Consider the following 21,289-nt stretch of genomic DNA (forward strand, 5'->3'; position numbering starts at 1 on the left):
TTTACCGCATCCCGACGGCCCGACGAGGATCACGAACTCCCCGTCCTGAATGTCGATCGACACCCCGTGAATGACTTGAGCGGACCCATAGACCTTCTTCACGTTCCGGACTTCAACGGACGCCATGGTGTATTCCTCCATAATCCATTTCTGATCTTGCAAAGATGCGGCGGGCTAAACGATCAGGCGCAGCGTTTCAGCTTTTCCGGTTTGTTAGGCATGACCGACGCCCGCATCGAAATGTCTGTACGGCCTACGCGGTCGGCAGATGGTCCAGGGACGCGCGACTTGAGCGAAGTGGAGGTGCCACAAGACCGCGCGGTGGGCGTCGGTATAAGCCGATTGAGCCATGCCGGGCCCATGGATGATTGCACCCGCTGTAGCAGTAGAGTACCGGGCCGCGGGCGCAATCAGACATGCGGACCTGGTTGCCGACAGGTGCTGAGTGACGTCATTCAACTCCCGGAGCGGGTCAGACGAAGTTGGCCAATTCCTGGTCGCCTCGCGTGAAACGGTTCAGCTTTGCGTAGAAATCCTCAAGGATGTATCTCACATCGATGCTGTGGTAGACCTTGATCGGGCGATTGGCTCCCGTATGCACGTAGTTCATCAGGCTATTGAACTCAGGCGCAGGCAGCCATTCCGAGATGCCGCCATTCGGATTGAGAATGACCGATAGGGCTGGCGTATCGCCAAGCGATCTATGCTCAATGGGACCGGCGTGCATTCGCAGGTTCCAGTCGATCAGTTGCTCGACAAGATACTTACCGATGGCGCCCCTGTCATAGACACGCTCCATGAGTTCCGCATAGCTGACGGCCATCATGCGGTAGACTGACATAGGAATCTGCCAGAGCTGAACCTTCGACTTCATGACCACGTTGGCGGCATGGATATCGTTCGATAGGTTGTATTCGCGACCGCCAACGGGCCACTGCCCGCCTCCGATCCAAACGACACAAATATTCCGCTCGTTCAGGCGAGGCTCCATCAGCAGGGCCGCGGCCATATCGGTCAGTGGCCCGAGGAACGCCACATAGAGTGGCCGCGGATCATCTTTCATCCCTTCCTCAATAATCAGACGTGCGCCCGCCGAACCCATGGGAGTCTTTTCGTCGGGCATTGAACCCTCGGCGCCGGGCTCCACACGCACGCGATCCTTGAGGTTCATCAGATCCAGGATCTTCATAACCTCATCGTGGCTGTCCCTCAGACTGGTCTTCGATTTGATCGATCCGAAGTGAGCCGGAATGATCCCATGGAAATCGAAGGTCGGTGTCAGAAGCGCATGAACGATCGTGTACTGGTCGTCAGCCTCGTTCTTGGCATCAGTGTTGAGGATAAGGCGAGCTCTCTTTTCGATGGGTAGCACTCTTTTCTCCTATGTCAGTGTGGTTTCGGATTATTTGATCGCTCCGGCCATGCCATGGACGAAGTATCGCTGGAAGAACAGGTAGAGCAGGATCAATGGCGCAATGGTGATGATCTGCCCGGCCGCGAGGAGTTCATAGGCCGTCGAGAACTCGGTGCTGAACTGCACGACACCCAATGGCAGCGTTCGATTGGTCTGGGTCCGGATAAAGATCTGCGCGAGGATGAACTCGTTCCAGGTCGATATGCCATCCAGAATGAGGAGGGATACGATGGCGGGCTTTGAGACTGGCATGACGATGCGCCAATAGACATCCCACCAGGAGCAGCCATCGATGAACGCGGCTTCGATCATCTCATCCGGAATGGACCGGAAGTAACCGCGCAGGATCAGAATGCCCAAAGGCAGCCCAAAACCGAGATAAAGGAAGAACAGCCCCGGCAATGAGTCGATCAACCCTAAGTGTTGATACAAGGTGGTCAAGGGAACAAGAGTCATCTGCATCGGCACGACCAGTCCGAGAACGAAGATCGTGAAAATGACCTGAGCGCCCCGCAAGCGCATCTTTGTGAGCGCGAATGCCGCAAGTGAGCATATGAAGACCCCCGTCGGCACCTTGATGAGGGTGAGGACAAGGGAGTTCATGAAATATGTCTTGATCCCGATGTCCCATGCCTTGGCGAAATTGGAGATCTCGACGGTTTGCGGCAGAGAGAAGGTGCCATTCTGCGCAAAATCATTGGCACTCTTCAGCGCCGTGAAGAACAGGATGAACAACGGTGATGACCAGATGAGCGCGGCGACCGAGATCGCGATATAGAACCCATATGATCCAACGGCGAACCGCGGCGTGCGCATGGCAACGTCGGGAAGGGAAGCGACGGAGGCTGTCATCAGTTTCTCACCATGTGTCGCGTGTAAGGGATGGCGAAGAACAACGTCAGCCCGAAGAGGATGACTGCTATCGCGGTGCCGAGCCCGACCTCGTTATGGTTGTACGTGAGGAAATACATCCATGTCCCGAGGACCTGGGTTCGATTGGCGGGACCCCCGTAAGTCATCACGTAGATGATGTCATAGACCTTGAGCGAATTAATCGCCGTGATCGCAACCACGACCATCGTCGTCTCCCGCAGCATCGGGAAGGTGACGAACCAGAAACTTTGCAGGCGGGTCGCACCGTCGATCCGCGAGGCTTCCATGACCTCCTTGGGGATGGTCTGCAACCCCGCGAGGAACAGCAGCATTGGCAGGCCCGCATTATGCCAGGTTGCGGCGACGAAGACGGAATAGAGTGCGATTGTAGGATCAGACAGCCAGTTTCTCTCCAGTCCGGCAAGCCCAATGGCCGCAAGCGACTGATTGATGAGACCGAGCGTCGGGTGATACATCCAGCTCCAGATCAGGCCGACGATGCTCATCGACAGGATGGCCGGGAAGTAGAAGACGCTCCGGAAAAACGAACTTCCCCGGAACGCCGTGTTGAGGAGCAGGGCAAGGCCTAAGCCGATCCCCGTCGGGACGATGAGCGAGAGCAGACTCCAGAAAACATTGTTCTTCAATGCGATCCAGAAGACCCGGTTGGCCGTGAAAAGCTCGACGTAGTTGTCAATTCCGACCCAGACCTTGTTCGGAGAGACCCCGTCCCATTGGAACAGGCTCAACCAAGCTGAATAGGTCATGGGATAGATGAGAACGACCGCGAATATGAATGCTGCCGGGGCAAGGAACAGCCAAGCAACGAGAGACTGCGGGAGAGCACGTCTCATGGTCGGGCTGCCGGCTTTCAGTTCGACCGGGATGGATGTCATGGCGCCGCACCTCGTAGGAGAACCCAGGACGTCAGTTGTTGCGCTTCTTGAAGCGCGTGATGGCTTCCTGGACCTGCTCGGCAGCCTCCTCAGGCTTCATAGCTCCAAGGATAACCGAGTCTTGTGCCTCGAAGTACGATGCCACCACGTCCTGAGGGAGCCCCTGATCCGTTAGCTTGTAGAAGCCGACCTCACCTTGCGTCCACTCGGCCCACTTGCGCTGGATTGGGAGGTTTTCAGGGGGCAGAATCCCTTTTGTCGCGCTGGGATATCCAACCGCCTCCGCCGTGACCGGAGCGATTTCTGGACGTGCCGCGAAGCTCACAAAGAGCAGTGCGGCCTGCCTCGTTTCGTCTGGCGTCTTGGCGTTGATTTGGAACTGGGACGGGGACCCTGGCGCACGCAGCGGCTTATGATCTGTCGGGAGCGGGAACGTTCCGTAATCAGCCGGCGACATGTTCTCCCGAATGATGCGGCTGGTTTCGAGCGACGGGGTATCGAAGACGATCGCCGCCTGATCGTTGTAGAGAAGAGGAAGATTGGTGCTCGGATCGATGTTGAGGAAGCCTTTTGGGAAATATCCCTTGTCGGACCATTCCTTCAATTTCGCGAATGACTTGACCACCGGATCGGATGTCCACGGCGTTTCCGTACTGAGCAAGGCGTCGTGACCGGCCGGACCGGCATAGTGCTCGAGGAAGAAGTCGAAGAACCGCATGGTCATCCAGCTGAACTTACCTCCAATCGAGAAGGGGGTAACGTTGTTTGCCTTCAGGGTTTCGGCGGCCTTTTCGAGCTCTTGGAATGTGGTCGGCTCCTTGATGTTGTACTTTGCGAACAATGCCTTCTTATAGATGAAACCAAACGGGCCGATCTTGTTGGGAATACCGTAGAGATCAGCGCCGTCCCGCGTGATGTCGAGCGAAGCGGGTGTCACATTCTGGTCGATGCCGTACTCTTTTTGCACTTCCGGCGTGATCTTCAGCGCGTAGCCAGCACGGTTGTACGGCGAAGCAAGGGAGCCGCCCCAGTTCCACCAGATATCCGGAAGCTTGCCCGAGGATGCGCCTACCCGTAGCGCCTGCTTCATCTCGTCCGTGCTGAACTTCGTGAACTTGATCTTGATGTTCGGGTACTGGGCCTGGAAGCGGTCAATGACGAGTTGCCAGTTGTGCGATGCGAGGCCGAACAATTCTAGGGTAACGGGACGGGTGGGTACTGGCTGGCTAAGTGCCGGCGCAGCGCCAAACACAAGGGCTGCGGCAATGATCGATCGGCGGGACAGGGCATTCATGGCGTAATTTCCTCCTGTTTTGAATTGGGCCGTTCTTATGTTCTTGCTCTTGGAGCATCCCGCCGAATGACGCGATCCTCGTTCGTATCGGCAGGTAACGTTCAGGCTGCCTTGCAGATCTCTTTTACGGATTGCATGACAGCGTTCGGATCGAAGACGCGCTCCAGCCAGCCTTCGCGGAAAATTTGAGGTTTGGCCTGCTCGATGGCATGCAAGGCGCCGTCCGAGAAGCGGCCTTCCGGGAAGACTTCAAAGGCAATGGAAAGACCGATGTTGATGTGCCCCAGAACGAACTCAACGGCGGCCTGACGCGGCACGCCGCGGCGGATCGCCTCTTCGGTCGCCTCACGGAGAGCGATGCACATGGTGATCGCGACCGTCTCGGAGAGCGCGGGTTCAAGAATGGCGATCTGCTCGACCGTGCAGCGATGTGCTGCGATGACCGGCTTGTAGATCGTGCGGGCGATCTCCTCGCAGAGGGCGTAGTGTTCCTCGGGACCCTGCATCAGGGCACAAACGATATGCTGCTTGGCCTTTACGCCGCCGAAGAAATCCTTCTTGGCCTCAGGGTCGGTTTCGTCGTTGAAGACCGATGGATGGCAGGGGTGGGTGACGAAGTATGTCACATCCGGCCGCTCAGGCATTTCGCCCGCATGCGGTGCGGCGGCATCGAGCACGATGAATGCCGTGCCGGGACGGACCTTGTCGATGATACTGTGCGCGATCTTGCCGATCAGCCGGTCCGGAACGGCCATGAGAACGACGTCCGCTCCGGCAAGTGCCTTATCCTGGTCAACGCAGTCGACGCCGATGGCAGACGCCAGACGTTGGCGCCCATCTTCGGAAATCTCGACGTGGTCAACGTCAAACCGTGATCCACGCAGGTTAGTGGCCAGGCGAACCCCCATCTTTCCACCAGCGCCGAGCAATGCGATCTTCGTCATCTTTCTCTCCTCATTCAGTGTTGGGGACGGGCTCCGCCCTGCCTGACAGCGCAAAAAAAGTCGGGCGCTCCGATCTGCCCACCCTTGAGCGCGATTTCGAGTTGGGCATGGGCTGGATCGTCCGAGTACGCCCGGCAGAGTGGCGAACCCGGAGCAATCGGTGCTGTGGCGGTGAGCGCGTATATGCCGAGCTCGCGGGCGGCATGGCCGGATGTATCGCCCCCAGCGATGACTGCGCGCGTGAGCCGGGCATGCCGCGTGACCCTGCCCAGGAGGCGCCCGAGGCCGGATCCAATCCGGTCGTTGATCTCTCCGGCGGACTGCCCACTCGCCTCGACAGCAGACGCCACGCAGGCGAGCGCGGGGTCGTCTGGACCGTTGGCCGTGAATACGAGCGGATCGCTCCCCGCGCCGACGGCTGCGAGTGCCTGATCCTCAGTTCGTCCGAGTTCCCGTTCCCACTCCCGTCTATCCACGGCGCGGGAAGCATCGAGTCGGATCCCGGCAAACCCGTTTTGCTCTGCGAACGCGATCTGTCCTGCGGTTACCGGCGAGCACGAACCCGAAACGCAGACGATCCGCTCGACCGGGGCGGACCGGAACTCATGGCGTGGCTTGTCGAGCAGGCCCGTGGCCTGCCAATGAGCAACCAGGGCATTCTCCAAACCTTGTGAACCTATCGCAAAAATCCGGTCCCCGCGGTTTTCCCAAACCAGTCGACCGGCTGCAGCAAGCGTCTCACCGTCGGCGACATCGATCGCTACGATCTCGGCTCCCCGGTCGCGTTCCTCCTTCAGCCTTGTGCCGGCTTCGCCGCGCTTCAGGGCAAGATAATCGACCAGCCCAATGCTTTTATCGGTCTGCTGCTGGAGGTGCCGGCGGACATCCGCTTCGCTCATGGGAGTGACCGGGTGGCAGGACATGGTCGGATGCCGGTCGAGCCGGTAACCGACACCATCCGCGACGGCGAACAGGTTGCCGAAAACCTGGTAACGCCCGATGGCTGGGTCTGCGACGATGAGCGGGTGCCATTCGCCGCCAAGCAGAGGAGCCGCAAGATCGATCGCCCGCCCAATTGACCCGACGCGCGGTGCCGAGTCGAAGGTCGAGCAGACTTTGTAATGTGCGATGGGAGCGTTAAGCGCTGCCATGGTGTCAAAGACCTGGGGCAGATGCGCCGTCATCCAGTCGGGTGACTGCGATCGGGCAATTCCCGCAATTCCAATGCCCCGGTAGCCGGCAAACCTCGCGCGTTGCTCCGCCGTTGGGGTATCGAGAAAGAGCACCGTGGGGAGGCCGGCGAAGGTGAGGGCCTCCATGACCGAGGTCGAGCCGGTGAAATCGTCGCCGTAGAAGCTGACGAGAAGACCGTCCGGCAGGTCAGTTGAGGCAGCCATGTTGCTCATGCGGCGCGGGCCTCCAAGGCCTTGGCGAGAGCGGGATGCTCACGGGCGTAGTCGCCGAGCGGGATACCAGCCAAGGTCGCCTCCCAGGCCTCGCGCAGGCCCGACACGCCGGCGGCGGGACCATCGGGGTGAGCCATGATGCCCCCTCCCGCTGTGACGATCAGGTCCGCCGATTCGAGCCCCGCATAGGTGCCCGGCGCCTGCTTGGCGGATTGGCCCGAGGAGAAGACCGGCATGGTGATACAAGGCTTGTCCGCAAACATCGGGGTGAGGCAGGCTCTGGCCGAGGTGATGACACTCTCGTCCGACTCGGAGAATTTGCTCTGCAGACCATTCACATGCATGTGGTCGGCGCCCGCGAGCCGCCAGATCTTCTGCCAGGCGACGTAAGACCAACCCAACACGGGCGAGCGGGAGAGATAGCCCCAGCCGTTGCGATGGGCGTGGATCGGCAGTTGCGAGAACCGTCCCAGTTCGACCATGCCGACGAGACCCACCGAGTTGAGGCTGGCCATGATGCAAGTGCCGTCGAGTTCGAGGACAAGATCGTGGCGACGCCGCATCTGATCGATCTCACCGGTGAGATTGAAGGCATACATGACCTTCTTGCCCGTGCGGTCCGCGTGATCGTTGATGACCCGCATCACGGCGCGGACCCGCTCGTCGAAGGGACAATGCGGACCGTCGGATTGAAGCTCATCGTCCTTGATGAAGTCGATGCCGGCTTCGCACAGGGTCTTGGTCAGCGCAGCGGTCTCTTCGGGTCCAAAACCAACGCTTGGCTTGATGATGGTCCCGATTAGGGGGAGAGCCTCGACGCCGGCGAGGCGACGCGTCCCGGCAATGCCGAACTTCGGGCCTGGATAGCCCTGCGCGAAGGCGGTGGGCAGGCGCATGTCGAGAAGACGCAGGCCCGAGAACTGGCGCAGCTCGAACAGGTTGCCCGCAACCGTGGCGACCAGATTGGGCAGCGACGGGCCGATGTTGTCGAGTGGCCAGGATAGCGTGACGCGCGCCTGTCGCCGGATCGGATCGGCCACGCCCTTGGGGTTTGCCGAGCCTGGAAGCGAAGGCTGTGGTATCTCGCCGTTCTGAATGTCCAGCGCTTCGATGCGGGCCGCCGATCGTGCCTTCAACTCCGGAGTTTCACCGGGAACTGGGACGAACGTTCCGCTCGACTGCTCCCCTGCCATCGCCTCGGCCGCGGCACGGGGGTCGAAGGTCGTCTCGATCAGATAATCGGCCTCGATGCGGGTCGGATCGCTCACAGCGTGCCCTCTCACGTGCATTTCTGTACGGAACTCGGCAAGGCTGCCCTCGCCATAGCCCCATCCATTCGGATTTGATGAGGCATCAACATCCAGGCAGCTCTTAAAGCTGGGTGTCTGGATCAAGGAGCCAAAGCTTGGTGGGCTTGTGCATGGCGTTCCTCCTGTTTGACATCCGGCGCGGTCGCTCAAGCCTGAAGTTGGCGAGTGCAAAATGCGCTTTCTCTATCGGGCTCTGCGCTCTTGATGGCGCATTTCTCTCTTCGCCCGGCGGTGTGCGGACAAAAGAGTTGCTTTAATCGTCGTACAGCAATCGTCTGCATACTCATTATACCAGCAGACCAGGCGCCGCAAGGAGTTTCCTCGCGGATGAGCGGCTTTGCGATCGATTTCTTTTGCGGGCTTGGCAATCGCGGGACTGGCCAAGTAGCTAGCAGGACGGTGACCAGACCATCGCGATGAGTTGGATCAGAGAAGTGCCCGATAGCAGAGGGACAGTTCGTCAGGCGCCACGCAGCGGTTGCCAGGCTGTCGCACATTCCATGGGTGCCGCTTTTGAGCGGGATGCGGGTGGATTAGACAGAACACGCTTTACGCACCTGCGTTGTCCAGCTCGAGGACGCGCTGATCGCACCTTGAGCTATAATCATTATACCAATATGATAGAAGCTCCGAGAAAGGTTCGGTCCCTAGAGCTGTTTCGTCCTTTGAGCGGGTTAACCAATTCAGGCAGCAGAAATCAGGCTAAAGAAGCAGGGATGTTGTGACGGCACCAACTGACGCAATTGTTCGCCGGAAGCTCTCGGATGAGGTGTTCGACCGGTTGAGGCTGATGATAACGTCTGGAGAACTCAACCCAGGCGACATGATGCCGTCGGAGCGCGAGCTCATGGAGCGCTTCCGTGTGGGCCGTCCAGCCATTCGCGAAGCGATGCAGGCCCTCAATAACATGGGGCTGATCACCATCACTCACGGTGAGCGCGCGAGGGTTCGCCAGCTGACTGCGCGCTCACTCTTCGAGCAGGTCGACGCGACAGCCCAAATCCTGCTCTCTACCTCCCCAGCCTCTCTCGATCATTTGAAGAATGCGAGGCGATTTTTCGAGCGCGGCATGGTGCGGGAAGCTGCCCTCAAGGCCAGCAAGAACGATATAGCCCATCTGCGGCAGACCCTGGAGCGGCAACGGCATAGCCTAGGTAACGCTGCTCCGTTCATTGACGAGGATATGAGATTTCATGCGCAGATTGCCGCGATCTCCGGGAATCCCATCTTCGAGGCCGTCAGCGAGGCCATGCTCAGTTGGTTGAAGGAATACCACACCGAGTTGCTGATCTGGTCGGGCAAGGAAAAGTTCACGCTTTCCGAACATGAGGAGATCATCGACCGGATAGAAGCTGGAGATCCTGACGGAGCAGAGGCGGCAATGAGCAAGCATCTCGATCGGTCCGCCTCTCTGTACGAGCATCATCCCACCCCCAGTGAGAAGGATAAGGCCGAGACAAAGCCAAACCGAAAACCAAGCACCAGGAAGCCCGGTCGCGCCAAGGTCAGCCCCAAGAGCCGCTAGCGCATCGTGTGATCCGGAGACTGTACCCACTTTCTGGAACGATGCTCTCAGATGCGCTACATATCTTCAGGCTGCCTCAAGGCGGGTGATGGCAAACGGCTCCATCTCAAAGACGCCGTTTCGTACGTTCATTGCGGCGCCCAGTGAGCCAAGAGACCCGGACTCAACCGAGTGTTGGTCAAGAACAGTCATCTTCCAGAGAGAGTTTTCAGAGACTATTCGGACACTTTGCTTCCGATCTGTCACATTGGCAGCCCAAATCGTTGGACGCCCTTGTTCCCCGATGACGCCAATTGCGAGGATGTCAGACGGGCGACTCGACCGGCATCCGACGAGTTCCTTGCCGGCGAGAGAGGACAAGCCAGAAGCAGCATGAAAGGCAGGCCTTACTCGTCCCGCAGCTGAACCCTCGGTAAGGAGACCAAATGGACCTGCCAGAGCTGCGACGGTGAGCACCTCAAGGTTCGCATCCGCTGCTCGTGCCGCATAGCCGATCATCCAGGCAGCAGCGAAAAGGCTGTCTTGACGAGGATCCCATGAGGCCATGGCAATCCGTTCATTGTTAGGGTTGTCCATCGTGCGAGAGCCGTAGGGGTTCTGGCGCATTCCTATCGTCGACGGTCCAATCCAGTATGGCTTGTCTCCGATGAAGGCTCGAGCCGAGCGCGTGATAAACGGGAGTGCTTCGAGGGATTGCATGACGCTCAGGTCATCGGCCGCATGCACGATCGGGCAGGTACAATGGGTCACAAAGCCAAGTTTGTCGACCGGTACACGCTTGCGATTGAGTTCCGTGAAATAGCTGAACATGCCGCCGCCGAGCCGGATACCCGGAAAGGCATTCTGCGCCGACGCATAAACCTCCTCGAGCGGCGGGCACGCGGGCCATACGCTGCCAGGTGGCGTTGATTGTCGGTCCACGGACGGGGACACCGCGATGGCCGAGAATGACAGTCCTGCCGCTCGCACCAACTCGGCAATCTCTGACAGTTCAACCTCATGTGGCGCGCGGCACGGGACAACGCACTCAAGCACCATCTCAGCCGGATAGGCAGCAGCGACTTTCGCGAAGCCTGCCATCGCGTCACGTCCATGCCCCGCATTCGGGTCAAAATGACAAAGGAGCACCTGAGGACCGACCTGTCGCAGGCGCTGAATATTCGCAAGGGTTGCTTCGATCTCTTCCGGAGCGATCACGAGCCCGATCTTGGGCGCCGCCCCGCTGGCCGGCACGAGGGAGATCGTAACGGCTTCTTCCCTGAGTGTCCTGCTTGCCGCAGGCTGTTGTTGCCGGCGATCCGCGATGGTCAGTGTAACCGTCTGACGATCAGCAACAGCCCGCGGCATGACATAAGGCCAGGGCAGCTCCAGAGGCCGCACATATGTCTTGTAGGAAGCATCGGACCAGTTGCGCTGATCCTCCATCTCCCACACCCCACCCTCCATCCGGCAACTCGCGACCAGTCCAGGGCCCACATGGTGGGAGATCGCCCGCATGTCCTTGAACGGTTGCCACGGTTCAATCAGGTCCGGGAGAATTGACTGCTCCATCTCACCGTTCGTGTGTTCGACCGTGACAGGCGTCCCCGCCAGATTCACGATGGGATGGAGAATGCAAAATCCACATCGGTTCGTAAGGAAATCCGTCCCGGGCTCGGCCACGACATCGAACGTGACCCCTGCCGCCGTGCCATGGATTGTGGCGCGGTAAGTCAAACTCTGATCCTCCAGACCCCGGCAGGCTGCACGGTAGGTGACGGTGAACTCATTGTCGCCTTCGCGAACAACCTGCTCGTCGATGACCGGGGAATACGTCCCCCAGTCTTTGTCGCGCACGACATAAGAGATGGCGCGAAGCACCTCCAGGCCATCGTAAGAGATGGCCCTCAGATTGCCTTCGACCAACTCTGCCGTGAGTCGACCTGCCGTCAGGCGACGCACCGCGACTGGGCTCTGCTCGGTGCCGAAGTATGTTTGAAGCAAGGTCCTGTCCATGACGGGTCTAACCATTGGTCACATCAATCGCTCGGCCGGTTGCGGCACTTCGATAGGCAGCCTCAACAAGCGCAAATGTCTTGAGATTGTCGTGTCCGGACGTTGCTGGTTCTTTGTATTGTCGCAAGCACTCAACCCAGTGGCTCTGGATTGCGAGCACACTCTCCTGGATGTTATGCCACGGCTTGGTTGCCCATGGCAGAAGAGTCGGAGAGACATCTCGGGCCTCTACACCCTGTGGCGCGGTAACGACCATCTGATAGCCCTGGCCGAGCCTAATGGAGCCGTCACTTCCGTCGACCTCGACGAGCGTTTCGGGAAACGGCTCCGTTGCAAGGCGGGTGGCATAGCTGCAGTCCACGACGGATGCGGCGCCGCTCGTATGGTCCAGCAGCATGGTCGCAACATCTTCGCCACGGATCCTCGGGTTGACCCGCTGCGTTCTCGCCGTGATCCGCGATGCGTCACCGAGCAGAAAGCGTGCGATGTCGAGAATGTGGATGCCTAAGTCTTCGATGATGAACCGTTCACCCTCCGCGAGGTAAGGCTGACCGGAGAAGACGTCGTAAGCGGAGCGGAACGAGACCCGAGCGAAAAAGGGCCTCCCGATGCGACCCGATGCGATCACGTCCGCGACCGCTTGTATGGGCGTTTGCCACCGGAAGTTTTCGTGGACCATCAGCGGAATGCCCGCCGCCTCGCAGGCGCGAACCATGGCTCGCGCATCCTCCATGGAGGGGGCAAAAGGTTTTTGGCAAATGGCGGGAACGCGGTGCTGCGCCGCCATCTCGACCAGCCCCCGGTGGGTCCCCACCGTCGTCGCGATGTCAACGAAGTCGAGCTTTTCGCGCACAAAGAGATCGGCCGCATCGGTGTACCGGGACAGAATTCCGAATCTGTCGCCGTAATCGGCCAACCGGGCGGGGTCTCGGTCGCAGACCGCTACGATCCTGGCCCCGGGGATATCCTGCCAGGCATGAAGATGATTGGCGGCGAAAAAGCCGCAGCCGATGAGAGCACCACGCAATTCCATGATCACACCGTCCGGGCAAGTTGAAGGGAGGCAACGCGCTGCTGGAGCCGATACTGGGCTTGGTCAACGACCACAGCCGCCACGATCACCAAGCCTTTGATCACAGTCTGCCAGAAGGAGCTTACGCCCATCATGACGAGGCCATCCGACAGAACACCGATTACGAACGCTCCTATGATCGTGCCTCCGACGCTGCCTCGACCGCCCGACATGGACGTGCCGCCAAGGACGGCGGCCGCGATCGCATTCAGCTCAAAGGTCTCGCCGGTCGCCGGGTGGGACGCCATGAGCTCCGACGAGATGATGAGCCCGACGGTCGCGGCGCAAAAGCCGGAGAACATATAGACGAGCATCTTCACGCGCCGGACCCGGATACCGGACAGGGCTGCCGCCCGCTCGTTCCCGCCCACGGCAAAGACGTGCCGGCCCAGCGGCGTCTTCCGAGCGACATAGCTCGCCGTCGCGCCAATCGCGACCAGGATCCAGATGGACAGCGGCAAGCCCAGCAGCGTGCCGGATCCGAGGATCCCGAAGCCCGTGGTGCCCAGTTCCGGCTTGCCGACGAGGTTTGGAAACGTCCGCCCGTCGGAGGACAGAAGGGCAATGCCGCGAGCCATGTAGAGTGTGCCCAAGGTCGCTATAAATGGGGCGACGTTCAACCGTGTGATCAGCAAACCATTGATGGCGCCGATCAGGACTCCCACGGCTAAAGTCATCAGAATAACCTCGACGACATTGAAGTAGATGGTCCAGCCGATCTGCAGGTCTATGCCGTACAGGAGCAAGCCGCCGGCGACCATGCCGCACAGGCCCACGATTGAACCGATTGACAGGTCGATGCCCCCCGTCACGATGACGAAGGTCATGCCAATTGCCAGAATCGCATTCAGCGCGACGTGCTTTGACATCAGCACCAGGTTGGCGGCGCTCAAGAAGTTTGGCGCGGCGATCGAGAAAAAAATCAGCACCGCGAACAAGGCGATGAAGGTACGCAGCTTCATCAAGCCCAAGGCAACGGCACTGCCGTTCCAGACGGTTCGTGAGTTGCCGATGGTTTGCGTGACGGCCATACGGATCACCCTTGGGTTGGCTGCAATGACGGATGGGGCCTGTGGCCGACGGCGGACGCCTCGACAATCTGATCCTGAGTGACGGTCTCCCGATCAAAGACGTCGATGAGACGGCCATTGCTCATAACGGCGATTCGGTCGGACAGGGCCATGACCTCCTCGAGGTCGGAGGTCACGAAGAGGATGCCGAGCCCCTCCGCCGCGAGCCGTCGCATGGTTTTGAAGACATCGGCCTTGGCGCCGACATCGATCCCTCGGCTCGGCTCGTCCATGAGCAGGACTTTGGGGCCGGTCATCAGGGCTTTGCCAATGACGACCTTTTGTTGGTTCCCGCCACTGAGGGCGGAAACCTCGGTGGCAGGATCGGACACCTTGATCGTCAAATCGCCGACGGCCTTGCGGACCGCTCCGGTCTCGGCCTTGCTTTGGATCTGAATGCCGCGCAGGAACTTGTGAAGGCTCGCCATGGTGAGATTGCTGGCAACTGACTGAATGGGCACGAGGCCTTCTCGTTGCCGGTCCTCCGGTATCAAGGAAATCCCATGCCGGATCCGGCTGGTCACATCGTTGGCTTCGAGCTTGGCCCCTTCGACAAAAATGCGTCCGGATGCCCGCTCATGATCGCCGATGATGCATTCAAGGAATTCGCTCCGCCCGGCTCCCAGCAAACCATAGATCCCGACAATCTCCCCTGCCCTCACCGAGAGGGACACGTGATCGACGAGGTACCCTCCTGTGTCTCGCGGAAGGCACACCTCTTCCGCCCGAAACACTTCAGGGCCAATGACATGGCCATCGGGCTTGGCAAAGGGCTTGGTGTCGGACCCGATCATCTGCCGTACGATCCACGAAACGTCGACGTCGCGAATCAGGCTGCGGGCCGTGACCTGGCCGTCGCGCAGGACGGTGACGAAGTCGCCGATGCGGATCAACTCCTCCAACCGATGAGAGATATAGACGATCGCAACACCGCGCGCCTTCAAGTCCGCAATGACCCGAAACAGGACCTCCACCTCGGCCGCACTCAGGGCCGAGGTCGGCTCGTCCATGATGAGGATACGGGCGTCCTGCATGACGGCCTTGGCGATCTCGACAAGCTGCTGTTGACCGACACGCAGCGTCTCGACCAGCGTCCCCGGTTCAATGCCGGCCTGGAGCCGGGCGAGCACCTCTGCCGCCCGCCTCTCCTGCTCCCGGTGGTCAATGCCAAGCACCCCATGGGTGATCTCGCGGGCGGCGAAGATGTTCTCGGCCACAGACAGATTGCCGAACAGATTGAGTTCCTGGAAGACGATCCCGATGCCCTGCCGCAGAGCGTCGGCGGAGTTTTTGAGCTCCACCGGGACGCCATCGATGAGAATGCGCCCGGTCGTCGGCTGCTCGACCCCGGCGATGATCTTCATCAAGGTCGACTTGCCGGCTCCGTTTTCCCCCACCAGGACGTTCACGGCACCGCGCCTGACCTCGAAATCCGCGTGCCGCAGTGCGATAGTACCGGAGTAGATCTTCGAGATCCCCTCGGCTTTCAGCACCACGTCTTGGTCAAGGGCTGAGTTCACGACCTGGGCCCCAGTGTGAGTTCGGCTGGGGTGATGAGCGGTGGCTGGTCGAGTTTTTCCAGCGGAAAGACGCCGAGCACGCTCACCTTGCGGCCCGCCAGCTGGTCCCGTGGCAGGCTCGAGAGGAGAACGCGGTCCACGCGCGTATTGAGCGCCTTCCCGAACTGTGCGTAGTCGATCTGGTTCGTGAACGATGTGAAGGACACGAAGTCGAGAGCGTCACGCAGGGCGGTCCCCCGGATGGCTGGACCGATCTGGATCGTGGCATCGGCCTTGCCGTCACCGTCGACGTCCACGCCTACTGTCGCCGCACGAGAGGTCGTATCCGCCGTGACGACCTGCCCGTCAAATCTCGTCACGACGGTCCAGGGCGACCCGTCCTGCTTCTCACGGTAGCCGTACTTGCGCCCGGCGTCGTCCAGGTTCTGGCGTGCCGCGGCCAGGATCTCAGGCAGCGCCCCGGCTTTCCGCCTAAGGTAGGGCATCGCCTTGGAATCCCACATCTCGTCTGCCATCCTGTCAGGCGAGAACCCAGCATTTTGAGCGGGACCGCCGCCCGGCGATTTCGGCTGGTCTTTGGCGGCAGTTGCGACGAGCTTGCATGCGCTAAGAGTCATGCAAGCTGCCAGAACTGCCACGATCTGAAGACTCCGGGTGAGCATCAGTCCTGCGTCCTATCGAGGGGCCTGAAGGGTCGGCCAGCTCTGGAACGATCAGAGATGGCCGAACGCGATCAGTTGGTCAGAGCGAAGGTCTCGAGCTTGCTCGCGTTCTCCGGCGTGATCAGGACGCAATCCATGAGCTGCTTCTCCTGTGCGGGCGCAGTCTTGGTCTTGATGTACTTGTCGGCTTGCTCGACGGCGATCTCGGCCTGACGATAAGCCGGCTGAAGCACGGTCGCCTTGATCCCGCCGCTCTTGATCGAGTCGCGCACATCGTTGCTGCCATCGAACCCGACGACGATGACGTCCTTTCGGCCCGCCGTTGACAAGGCGGCCCACGCGCCCATGGCCATGGTATCGTTTCCTGAGATTACGCCCTTGATGTCGGGGTTGGCCTGCAGGATCGATTCCATCTTGCTATAGGCTTCAGGCTGGCTCCAGTTTGCTGACTGGCGGGCGACCATCTTCATCTCGGGATAATCATCAATGATGTCATGGTAGCCCTTTGAGCGAATACCGGCATTGGTATCCGACTCCTTGCCCACCAGTTCAACGAAATTGCCCTTCTCTCCCATGAGGCGGACGAATTCCTGGGCGCCTAGCTGTGCGCCCTGATAGTTATTGGAGACGATCTGCGCCACGGCGACGCCGGTAGCGTTGATCTCACGGTCGATCAGGAATGACGGGACGTTGGCGGCTTTGGCTTTTTGCACAGCCGCAACAGTGGCGTCCGCACCGGCGTTATCAAGAATGATGGCCTTCGCCCCACGAGCGATGGCGGTGTCGATAAGCTGTGACTGCTTGTTCGCGTCGTCATTATGAACGAGCACGACCGTCTCATACCCAAGGGCTTCCGCCTTCGCTTTCGCGCCGTCAGCTTCCGCCTTGAAGAACGGGTTGTCATGAGACGGGGTAATAATCGCAATGAGGTCAGCAGCGCTCGCGCCACTCACCCAGAAGCTTAAGCTCGCAGCGATAGCTGCGCCCAGCATCAATCTCGGAACTCGCATTCGTTTCCTCCTTCTGGTTTTGGGTCGCCCTCTTTTGCGCGGAGCGTTCGTACAATCTAGCGATTGGTAACTTAGCTATGTTTGGGAGCGGCTGGCTCTTCGCAGGCTCTGCCGAATACAGTCCAGGGATGAACAATGCCTCCTTCCCACCGAGACGGCCAAAATGTTTCGCCTTGAGTGCGCTTGCGGCGCTTACATCGGCGATATCACGAATTCCAGCGCTCTTCCCAGACCAAAAGTAAGCTTACTGGTATGATGAGTCAATCAGTACATGAGGATAGATCACTGTCCGATTTCTCGGTTCCCAGAGTCGATCCCGCATCGGGTTCGGATCCTTTGTGCTGGCGTCCGAAGGCGCGTATGTCGGAAGCGGGTCGAGGCTGTGTCAAAACGTAGACGGGCAGGTCTGCGGCGTAATCAAATTTCTTGTAAGTGTCGATAGACCGGAAAATCTCCGGTACAGAAGCACGAACTTGTACAAATAGTTCGTCAAGGCAGGGCTCGTTTGAGTTTTGACACACTCTCGGTCAAACTGAGTAGTAGCGGATGTCGGTGCGAAGGTCCGCTCACCCCGCCAGTGCGGAAGTAAGGCTAAGGTCAGCCCAGTGCCATTTCGAGACCCTCCGAGAATGGGGGCCGTTGCCGGAGCCTCACTCCCTCCCACTGCTCACCGTTCGGGGAGGGAGTTTTTTCCCCTGGACAGCAGAAAGGCCTCCTGACCCAGAGCCGTGCGGGTCAGGAGGCCTCGCAGACCGAGGAAGTTTCCAAACATGAAGACCGCGTGGACTGGCCTTCACCGCCCAACTCCTCCGGTGAGGGTATGTTTCATGCTCGGCCCCAACAAATGCGTCCTCCCGGCCCAACTCTCCAGCCCTGTTTAACCTCAGTGATGGGGCTCACGCCGTTGCGGCGTAGCCTCAAGGCGTTTCCTTGCTTCTGAGAATGCTCCTGAGACTTGGCTCCCTCCCGGCAATCTTCCCTCTGCCGGCGAGGGAGTTTTTCTGCTTGGCGAGGGAGAGGCCGAGACCTGAGCTTCCCGGCCCCTCCCCGCCTGAATGAGGAGCAGATGGGGGCGATGCTCCAGATCCAAGCCAAGAGGGATTGCCGCACCTCCCGGGAGGCCAACGATAGCTGGCTCTGCATGGTCCTACATCAGGAGCCTTCCCCTACCCTCGGCGGAAGGAAATCGGACGCGAGGACGAGAGCGACTGCCTGACAAAGGAAGCCTGCAAATCCCCAAGTGAGGACGCGCCATCGAGAGGGTCAGCGGCATCGCTTGCCCTAGAGCCTTGGCGAGAGCCTGGGGTCGCACTGAAAGTATGTCACCCTGGTGCCGCCAAGATCAGCTCAGGGTAGTTTACTAAAATTCCTTGCATCTTCGGAGCGTCTGGCTCCGGTAGGATTGCTGCCCTCAGACCTCGTTCACAGGTATGCTATCAGGAGATCGAGGGCTTGTGACCAGCCGCGATGATGACTGAGCGCCAGTTCGGGTGGCTTTCGATCAGCGCCCGCTCCATCTTCCTCATAGCTGTGGTCGTCTGGCTCCTGTTGCCGGGAGGCAGCCATGTTCAACCGAGAGATCTTCTTCGACGCCGTGCGCTCCGACCCCTTCGGCGGATGCTTAACACAGGACCAGGTCGATGGGATGAGCTTCATCCTCGATGCCTGGGAGACAGCCCCGCCATCCGATGACCTGCGATGGCTCGCCTATGCGCTCGCCACTACCTATCACGAGACAGCGGCCACCATGCTGCCGATCTCAGAATACGGCTATGGTGCCGGCAGGCCCTATGGCGTGCCGGATCCCGAGACCGGCCAAACCTATTATGGCCGAGGTTTCGTGCAACTCACCTGGCGAGACAATTACGCCAGGGCCGATCACGAACTCGAATTTTGCGCCGAGGACTCCCTGGAATGGCATGCCGATCATGCGCTCAAACCGCCGGTCGCTGCCGCCGTCATGTTCAAGGGTATGGCCGAAGGGTGGTTCTGCGGGTGCGCGCTTGCTGACTACTTCAACGCTCACGAGGATGATCCCTACAATGCGCGGGACATCATCAATGGCGACAAATCGATGGTGCCCTCCTGGTCGGGTGGGATGTCGATCGGCAACCTGATCAAGGGCTATCACGAGGCGTTCTTGGCCGCCGTTGAAGCCGCGTGGCAGGAGGGTCGCCCGCCCCAGAGGGACGTGGAAACCGTTCTGACCATTACCCTGCGGCTATCTGCGGCTGGGCCCGTGAAGGTGGTGTCGGTTGAAGCACATACAAGTGCGCCGGGAGATAGATCGGCGTGAGGTCGAACTCAGAGATCATCCTGGTCCTCGCGCCGGTAAACCCTTGTCGGTGCGAGACTGATCCGATTGGGTAGCCGCCGGAGCACCGTCCTGCCTGGGATGAGCGGGGCGGATGCGCCGCCGCTGCCATGCGGGTGTCGGCGGATGGCGCTCGGAGCATGACGGGATCGACCGGACAGAATGAGGCGGGCGGCGCTCCTGTCCCGGGGAAGTGGAAGGACACCCACGAGGAAGGCGGTGCCCCATGAAACTGAAACGGAAGACAGACCCGGACGGGACGAAGCTTCAGGACCTGCGGGCCAAGGCCCTTCGCCGCGGCGACAAGCTGGCGAACACGCTGCGCAAGCTCGCCGACAAAGGCGATCCGAACGATGCGTCGATCAAGCCTCTCCTGAAGGCACTGGAGCAGGTATTGCCGCGGCTGCACCGGCTCGCGGGCCCGCAGGATGATATGTCTGTCAAACAAGAGGCAGGACGGGTTGAGAGGGAGGCCGGCAAGGCCGGATTCGAGTTTTCGGTTTCGCCGAAATCAAGAAGCCGGGCGGGCAAGCGGCCGCCGGGCTCCGCCCCGGCTGCTGCGGAATAACGGTGGGCCTCTCGACAGAATCCGTCATTACGAAGCAACGGACGTCTGTGAGCGTTATGGACCGCTGCCCGTCCCTCCGGCGCTCACGAACCGGTCATTCGGTCGCGGCTGCGCATGGCCTGTCTCAGCACCTCGAAGATAACCGCCGTCGACCAGCCAAACAGCAGCACGCCATTCATGGCGGCTATCGGCCCAAGTAGCCGCCAGCGCTCGACCGGCACGACGTCGCCGTAGCCGAGCGTCGTGTAGTTGACGAAGGCGAAGTAAACGACATCCGTCCCGGCAGGCACCACATCCAGGACCGCGTAGGCAAGCGACCAGGCAAGCACCTCAGCGACATGTGCAACCATCAGCACCCCGACCGTCGCAACCATGACGGCGGCGAGCCAAGCCTGAGACTGACGGCGATCCCACTTCAGGACTTTGCGGGCGGTGCTCACGACGGTTGCCATCAAGACCGCATGGATGGCGATGTTGACGAGGCTGACCACCCCGCCGAGGAGAAGCTGTCGCACCATTCCCCATCTCCAGTTCTTCGAGCCGCCTGACCTGATTGGACTTTAGGGCGAACCGCTTGTCGGGAGGCAGACCAGGTTTGTCTTTCCGGGAGCATCCCTGATGGAACTCGTCCTGCATCTCTGCTGAGAAATCTAGCTTGCAAGCCGCGTCGGTGATAGAATGATGACGTCAATCGCCCTCGATTTTTCAAGGCGCGAGTTGGGCCGCATGCTGCCGCGCCTTAAATGCGGACGCAACGATGTCCGAGCATCCGATAGCCCTTGCATCTCCTTCGGAGCCCGCAACATTCGGGCGACGCCTGATGCCCATCATGGAATGGCTGCCTGCGTATCGGCGTGACTGGCTCGTGACCGACATTCTGGCCGGTCTGGCCGTCTGGGCCGTGATGGTGCCGGAAGGCATGGCCTATTCCAGCATCGTCGGCGTGCCGCCCATCATGGGCCTCTACACCATCGTCCCTCCCCTTGTGATCTACGCGCTGTTCGGCTCCTCGCGCTCGCTCGTCATCGGTCCGGACACGGCCACGGGCCTGATCTCGGCACTGACGGTCGGCGCGCTCGTGGCCCAGGGGACGCCGGACTACAACCTCCTGACGAGCACGCTGGCCGTCCTGATCGGAGCCTTCTTTCTCGCCTTCGGCGCCCTGCGCATGGGCTGGGTCGCGGCCTTCATTCCGACCCCTGTCATGCGCGGTTTCATCGAGGGGCTCGTCTGTGTCACGATCATCGGACAGGTGCCGCACCTGCTCGGCATCGCCGGCACCTCCGGCAACTTCGTGACGAAGCTCTGGTTCGTCTTGCAGCACCTGTGGGAAGCATCGCCGGCTCCGGTGGCAACAGGCCTGCTCAGCCTCGCCGCCATGCTGTTGCTCCGCCATGTCGCCCCGAAGCTGCCGGC

At 60.2% G+C, this 21,289-nt stretch carries 18 protein-coding genes and 1 pseudogene; 4 read left to right on the top strand and 15 right to left on the bottom strand.

Annotated features, from left to right (window positions below; genetic code table 11):
* The 8 genes and pseudogenes from DDF70_RS38380 to DDF70_RS29295 form a co-directional block, all read right to left on the bottom strand.
* Positions 1–126, bottom strand: a pseudogene (locus DDF70_RS38380) (sugar ABC transporter ATP-binding protein); the annotation flags it as partial.
* A 346-nt stretch (positions 127–472) separates the two neighbouring features.
* Positions 473–1,372: a nucleoside hydrolase gene (locus tag DDF70_RS29265; protein WP_114948227.1), complete on the bottom strand. Its 900-nt coding sequence runs from the start codon at positions 1,370–1,372 to the stop codon at positions 473–475.
* A gap of 30 nt (positions 1,373–1,402) precedes the next feature.
* Entirely contained in the window at positions 1,403–2,266 is an 864-nt protein-coding gene (locus tag DDF70_RS29270; protein WP_114948228.1) for a carbohydrate ABC transporter permease, read from the bottom strand.
* Positions 2,266–3,183 carry a carbohydrate ABC transporter permease gene (locus DDF70_RS29275; protein ID WP_114948229.1) on the bottom strand — a complete coding sequence of 306 codons (918 nt, stop codon included), beginning with the start codon at positions 3,181–3,183 and terminating at the stop codon, positions 2,266–2,268. The genes DDF70_RS29270 and DDF70_RS29275 overlap by 1 nt, the downstream gene beginning before the upstream one ends.
* Before the next feature lie 31 nt (positions 3,184–3,214).
* Entirely contained in the window at positions 3,215–4,477 is a 1,263-nt protein-coding gene (locus tag DDF70_RS29280) for an ABC transporter substrate-binding protein (protein ID WP_114948230.1), read from the bottom strand.
* 101 nt (positions 4,478–4,578) lie between these two features.
* On the bottom strand, positions 4,579–5,421 hold the full coding sequence (locus tag DDF70_RS29285; protein ID WP_114948231.1) for a phosphogluconate dehydrogenase C-terminal domain-containing protein: 843 nt from the start codon (positions 5,419–5,421) through the stop codon (positions 4,579–4,581).
* 14 nt (positions 5,422–5,435) lie between these two features.
* Positions 5,436–6,827, bottom strand: a complete 1,392-nt coding sequence (locus DDF70_RS29290) for a four-carbon acid sugar kinase family protein (RefSeq protein WP_114948232.1) — start codon at positions 6,825–6,827, stop codon at positions 5,436–5,438.
* Entirely contained in the window at positions 6,824–8,116 is a 1,293-nt protein-coding gene (locus DDF70_RS29295) for a ribulose-bisphosphate carboxylase large subunit family protein (RefSeq protein WP_205772499.1), read from the bottom strand. The genes DDF70_RS29290 and DDF70_RS29295 overlap by 4 nt, the downstream gene beginning before the upstream one ends.
* Positions 8,117–8,858: 742 nt before the next feature.
* On the opposite strand from DDF70_RS29295, the gene DDF70_RS29300 reads away from it, so the two are divergent.
* Positions 8,859–9,662 (top strand): transcriptional regulator NanR, encoded by an 804-nt coding sequence (locus DDF70_RS29300; protein ID WP_114948234.1) that lies wholly within the window; start codon positions 8,859–8,861, stop codon positions 9,660–9,662.
* Positions 9,663–9,728: 66 nt separating this feature from the next.
* Here the strand turns inward: DDF70_RS29300 and apnL are convergent, their stop codons facing one another.
* From apnL to DDF70_RS29330, 6 genes are all read right to left on the bottom strand, one after another.
* On the bottom strand, positions 9,729–11,657 hold the full coding sequence (gene apnL / locus DDF70_RS29305) for a D-apionate lactonase (RefSeq protein WP_114948241.1): 1,929 nt from the start codon (positions 11,655–11,657) through the stop codon (positions 9,729–9,731).
* 7 nt (positions 11,658–11,664) lie between these two features.
* Positions 11,665–12,693, bottom strand: a complete 1,029-nt coding sequence (locus DDF70_RS29310) for a Gfo/Idh/MocA family protein (protein ID WP_114948242.1) — start codon at positions 12,691–12,693, stop codon at positions 11,665–11,667.
* A complete protein-coding gene (locus DDF70_RS29315; protein ID WP_114948235.1) occupies positions 12,693–13,760 on the bottom strand; it encodes an ABC transporter permease in 1,068 nt (355 codons plus the stop codon). The genes DDF70_RS29310 and DDF70_RS29315 overlap by 1 nt, the downstream gene beginning before the upstream one ends.
* Before the next feature lie 5 nt (positions 13,761–13,765).
* Positions 13,766–15,319 carry a sugar ABC transporter ATP-binding protein gene (locus DDF70_RS29320; protein ID WP_114948236.1) on the bottom strand — a complete coding sequence of 518 codons (1,554 nt, stop codon included), beginning with the start codon at positions 15,317–15,319 and terminating at the stop codon, positions 13,766–13,768.
* Complete coding sequence (locus DDF70_RS29325) at positions 15,316–15,981, bottom strand: DUF2291 family protein (RefSeq protein ID WP_114948237.1); 666 nt, start codon at positions 15,979–15,981, stop codon at positions 15,316–15,318. Before DDF70_RS29325 ends, DDF70_RS29320 begins: the two co-directional genes overlap by 4 nt.
* A gap of 71 nt (positions 15,982–16,052) precedes the next feature.
* Positions 16,053–16,973, bottom strand: coding sequence for a D-ribose ABC transporter substrate-binding protein (locus DDF70_RS29330; protein ID WP_425374128.1), 921 nt, complete (start codon positions 16,971–16,973; stop codon positions 16,053–16,055).
* 1,582 nt (positions 16,974–18,555) lie between these two features.
* Here DDF70_RS29330 and DDF70_RS29335 point away from each other — a divergent pair.
* Both DDF70_RS29335 and DDF70_RS29340 read left to right on the top strand, forming a co-directional pair.
* Entirely contained in the window at positions 18,556–19,287 is a 732-nt protein-coding gene (locus DDF70_RS29335; RefSeq protein ID WP_205772500.1) for a lysozyme family protein, read from the top strand.
* 244 nt (positions 19,288–19,531) lie between these two features.
* Positions 19,532–19,873 (top strand): hypothetical protein, encoded by a 342-nt coding sequence (locus DDF70_RS29340; RefSeq protein WP_114948239.1) that lies wholly within the window; start codon positions 19,532–19,534, stop codon positions 19,871–19,873.
* Between the two features lie 83 nt (positions 19,874–19,956).
* Here DDF70_RS29340 and DDF70_RS29345 read toward each other — a convergent pair whose 3' ends face one another.
* Positions 19,957–20,391 (bottom strand): potassium channel family protein, encoded by a 435-nt coding sequence (locus DDF70_RS29345; protein WP_114948240.1) that lies wholly within the window; start codon positions 20,389–20,391, stop codon positions 19,957–19,959.
* Between the two features lie 311 nt (positions 20,392–20,702).
* Between DDF70_RS29345 and DDF70_RS29350 the strand changes: the two genes are divergently transcribed.
* Positions 20,703–21,289, top strand: a 587-nt coding sequence (locus DDF70_RS29350; protein WP_245435685.1) for a SulP family inorganic anion transporter, incomplete at its 3' end; no start/stop codon positions are given.

This window comes from Microvirga calopogonii, assembly GCF_003347665.1.
In the GTDB taxonomy this organism is placed as follows: domain Bacteria; phylum Pseudomonadota; class Alphaproteobacteria; order Rhizobiales; family Beijerinckiaceae; genus Microvirga; species Microvirga calopogonii.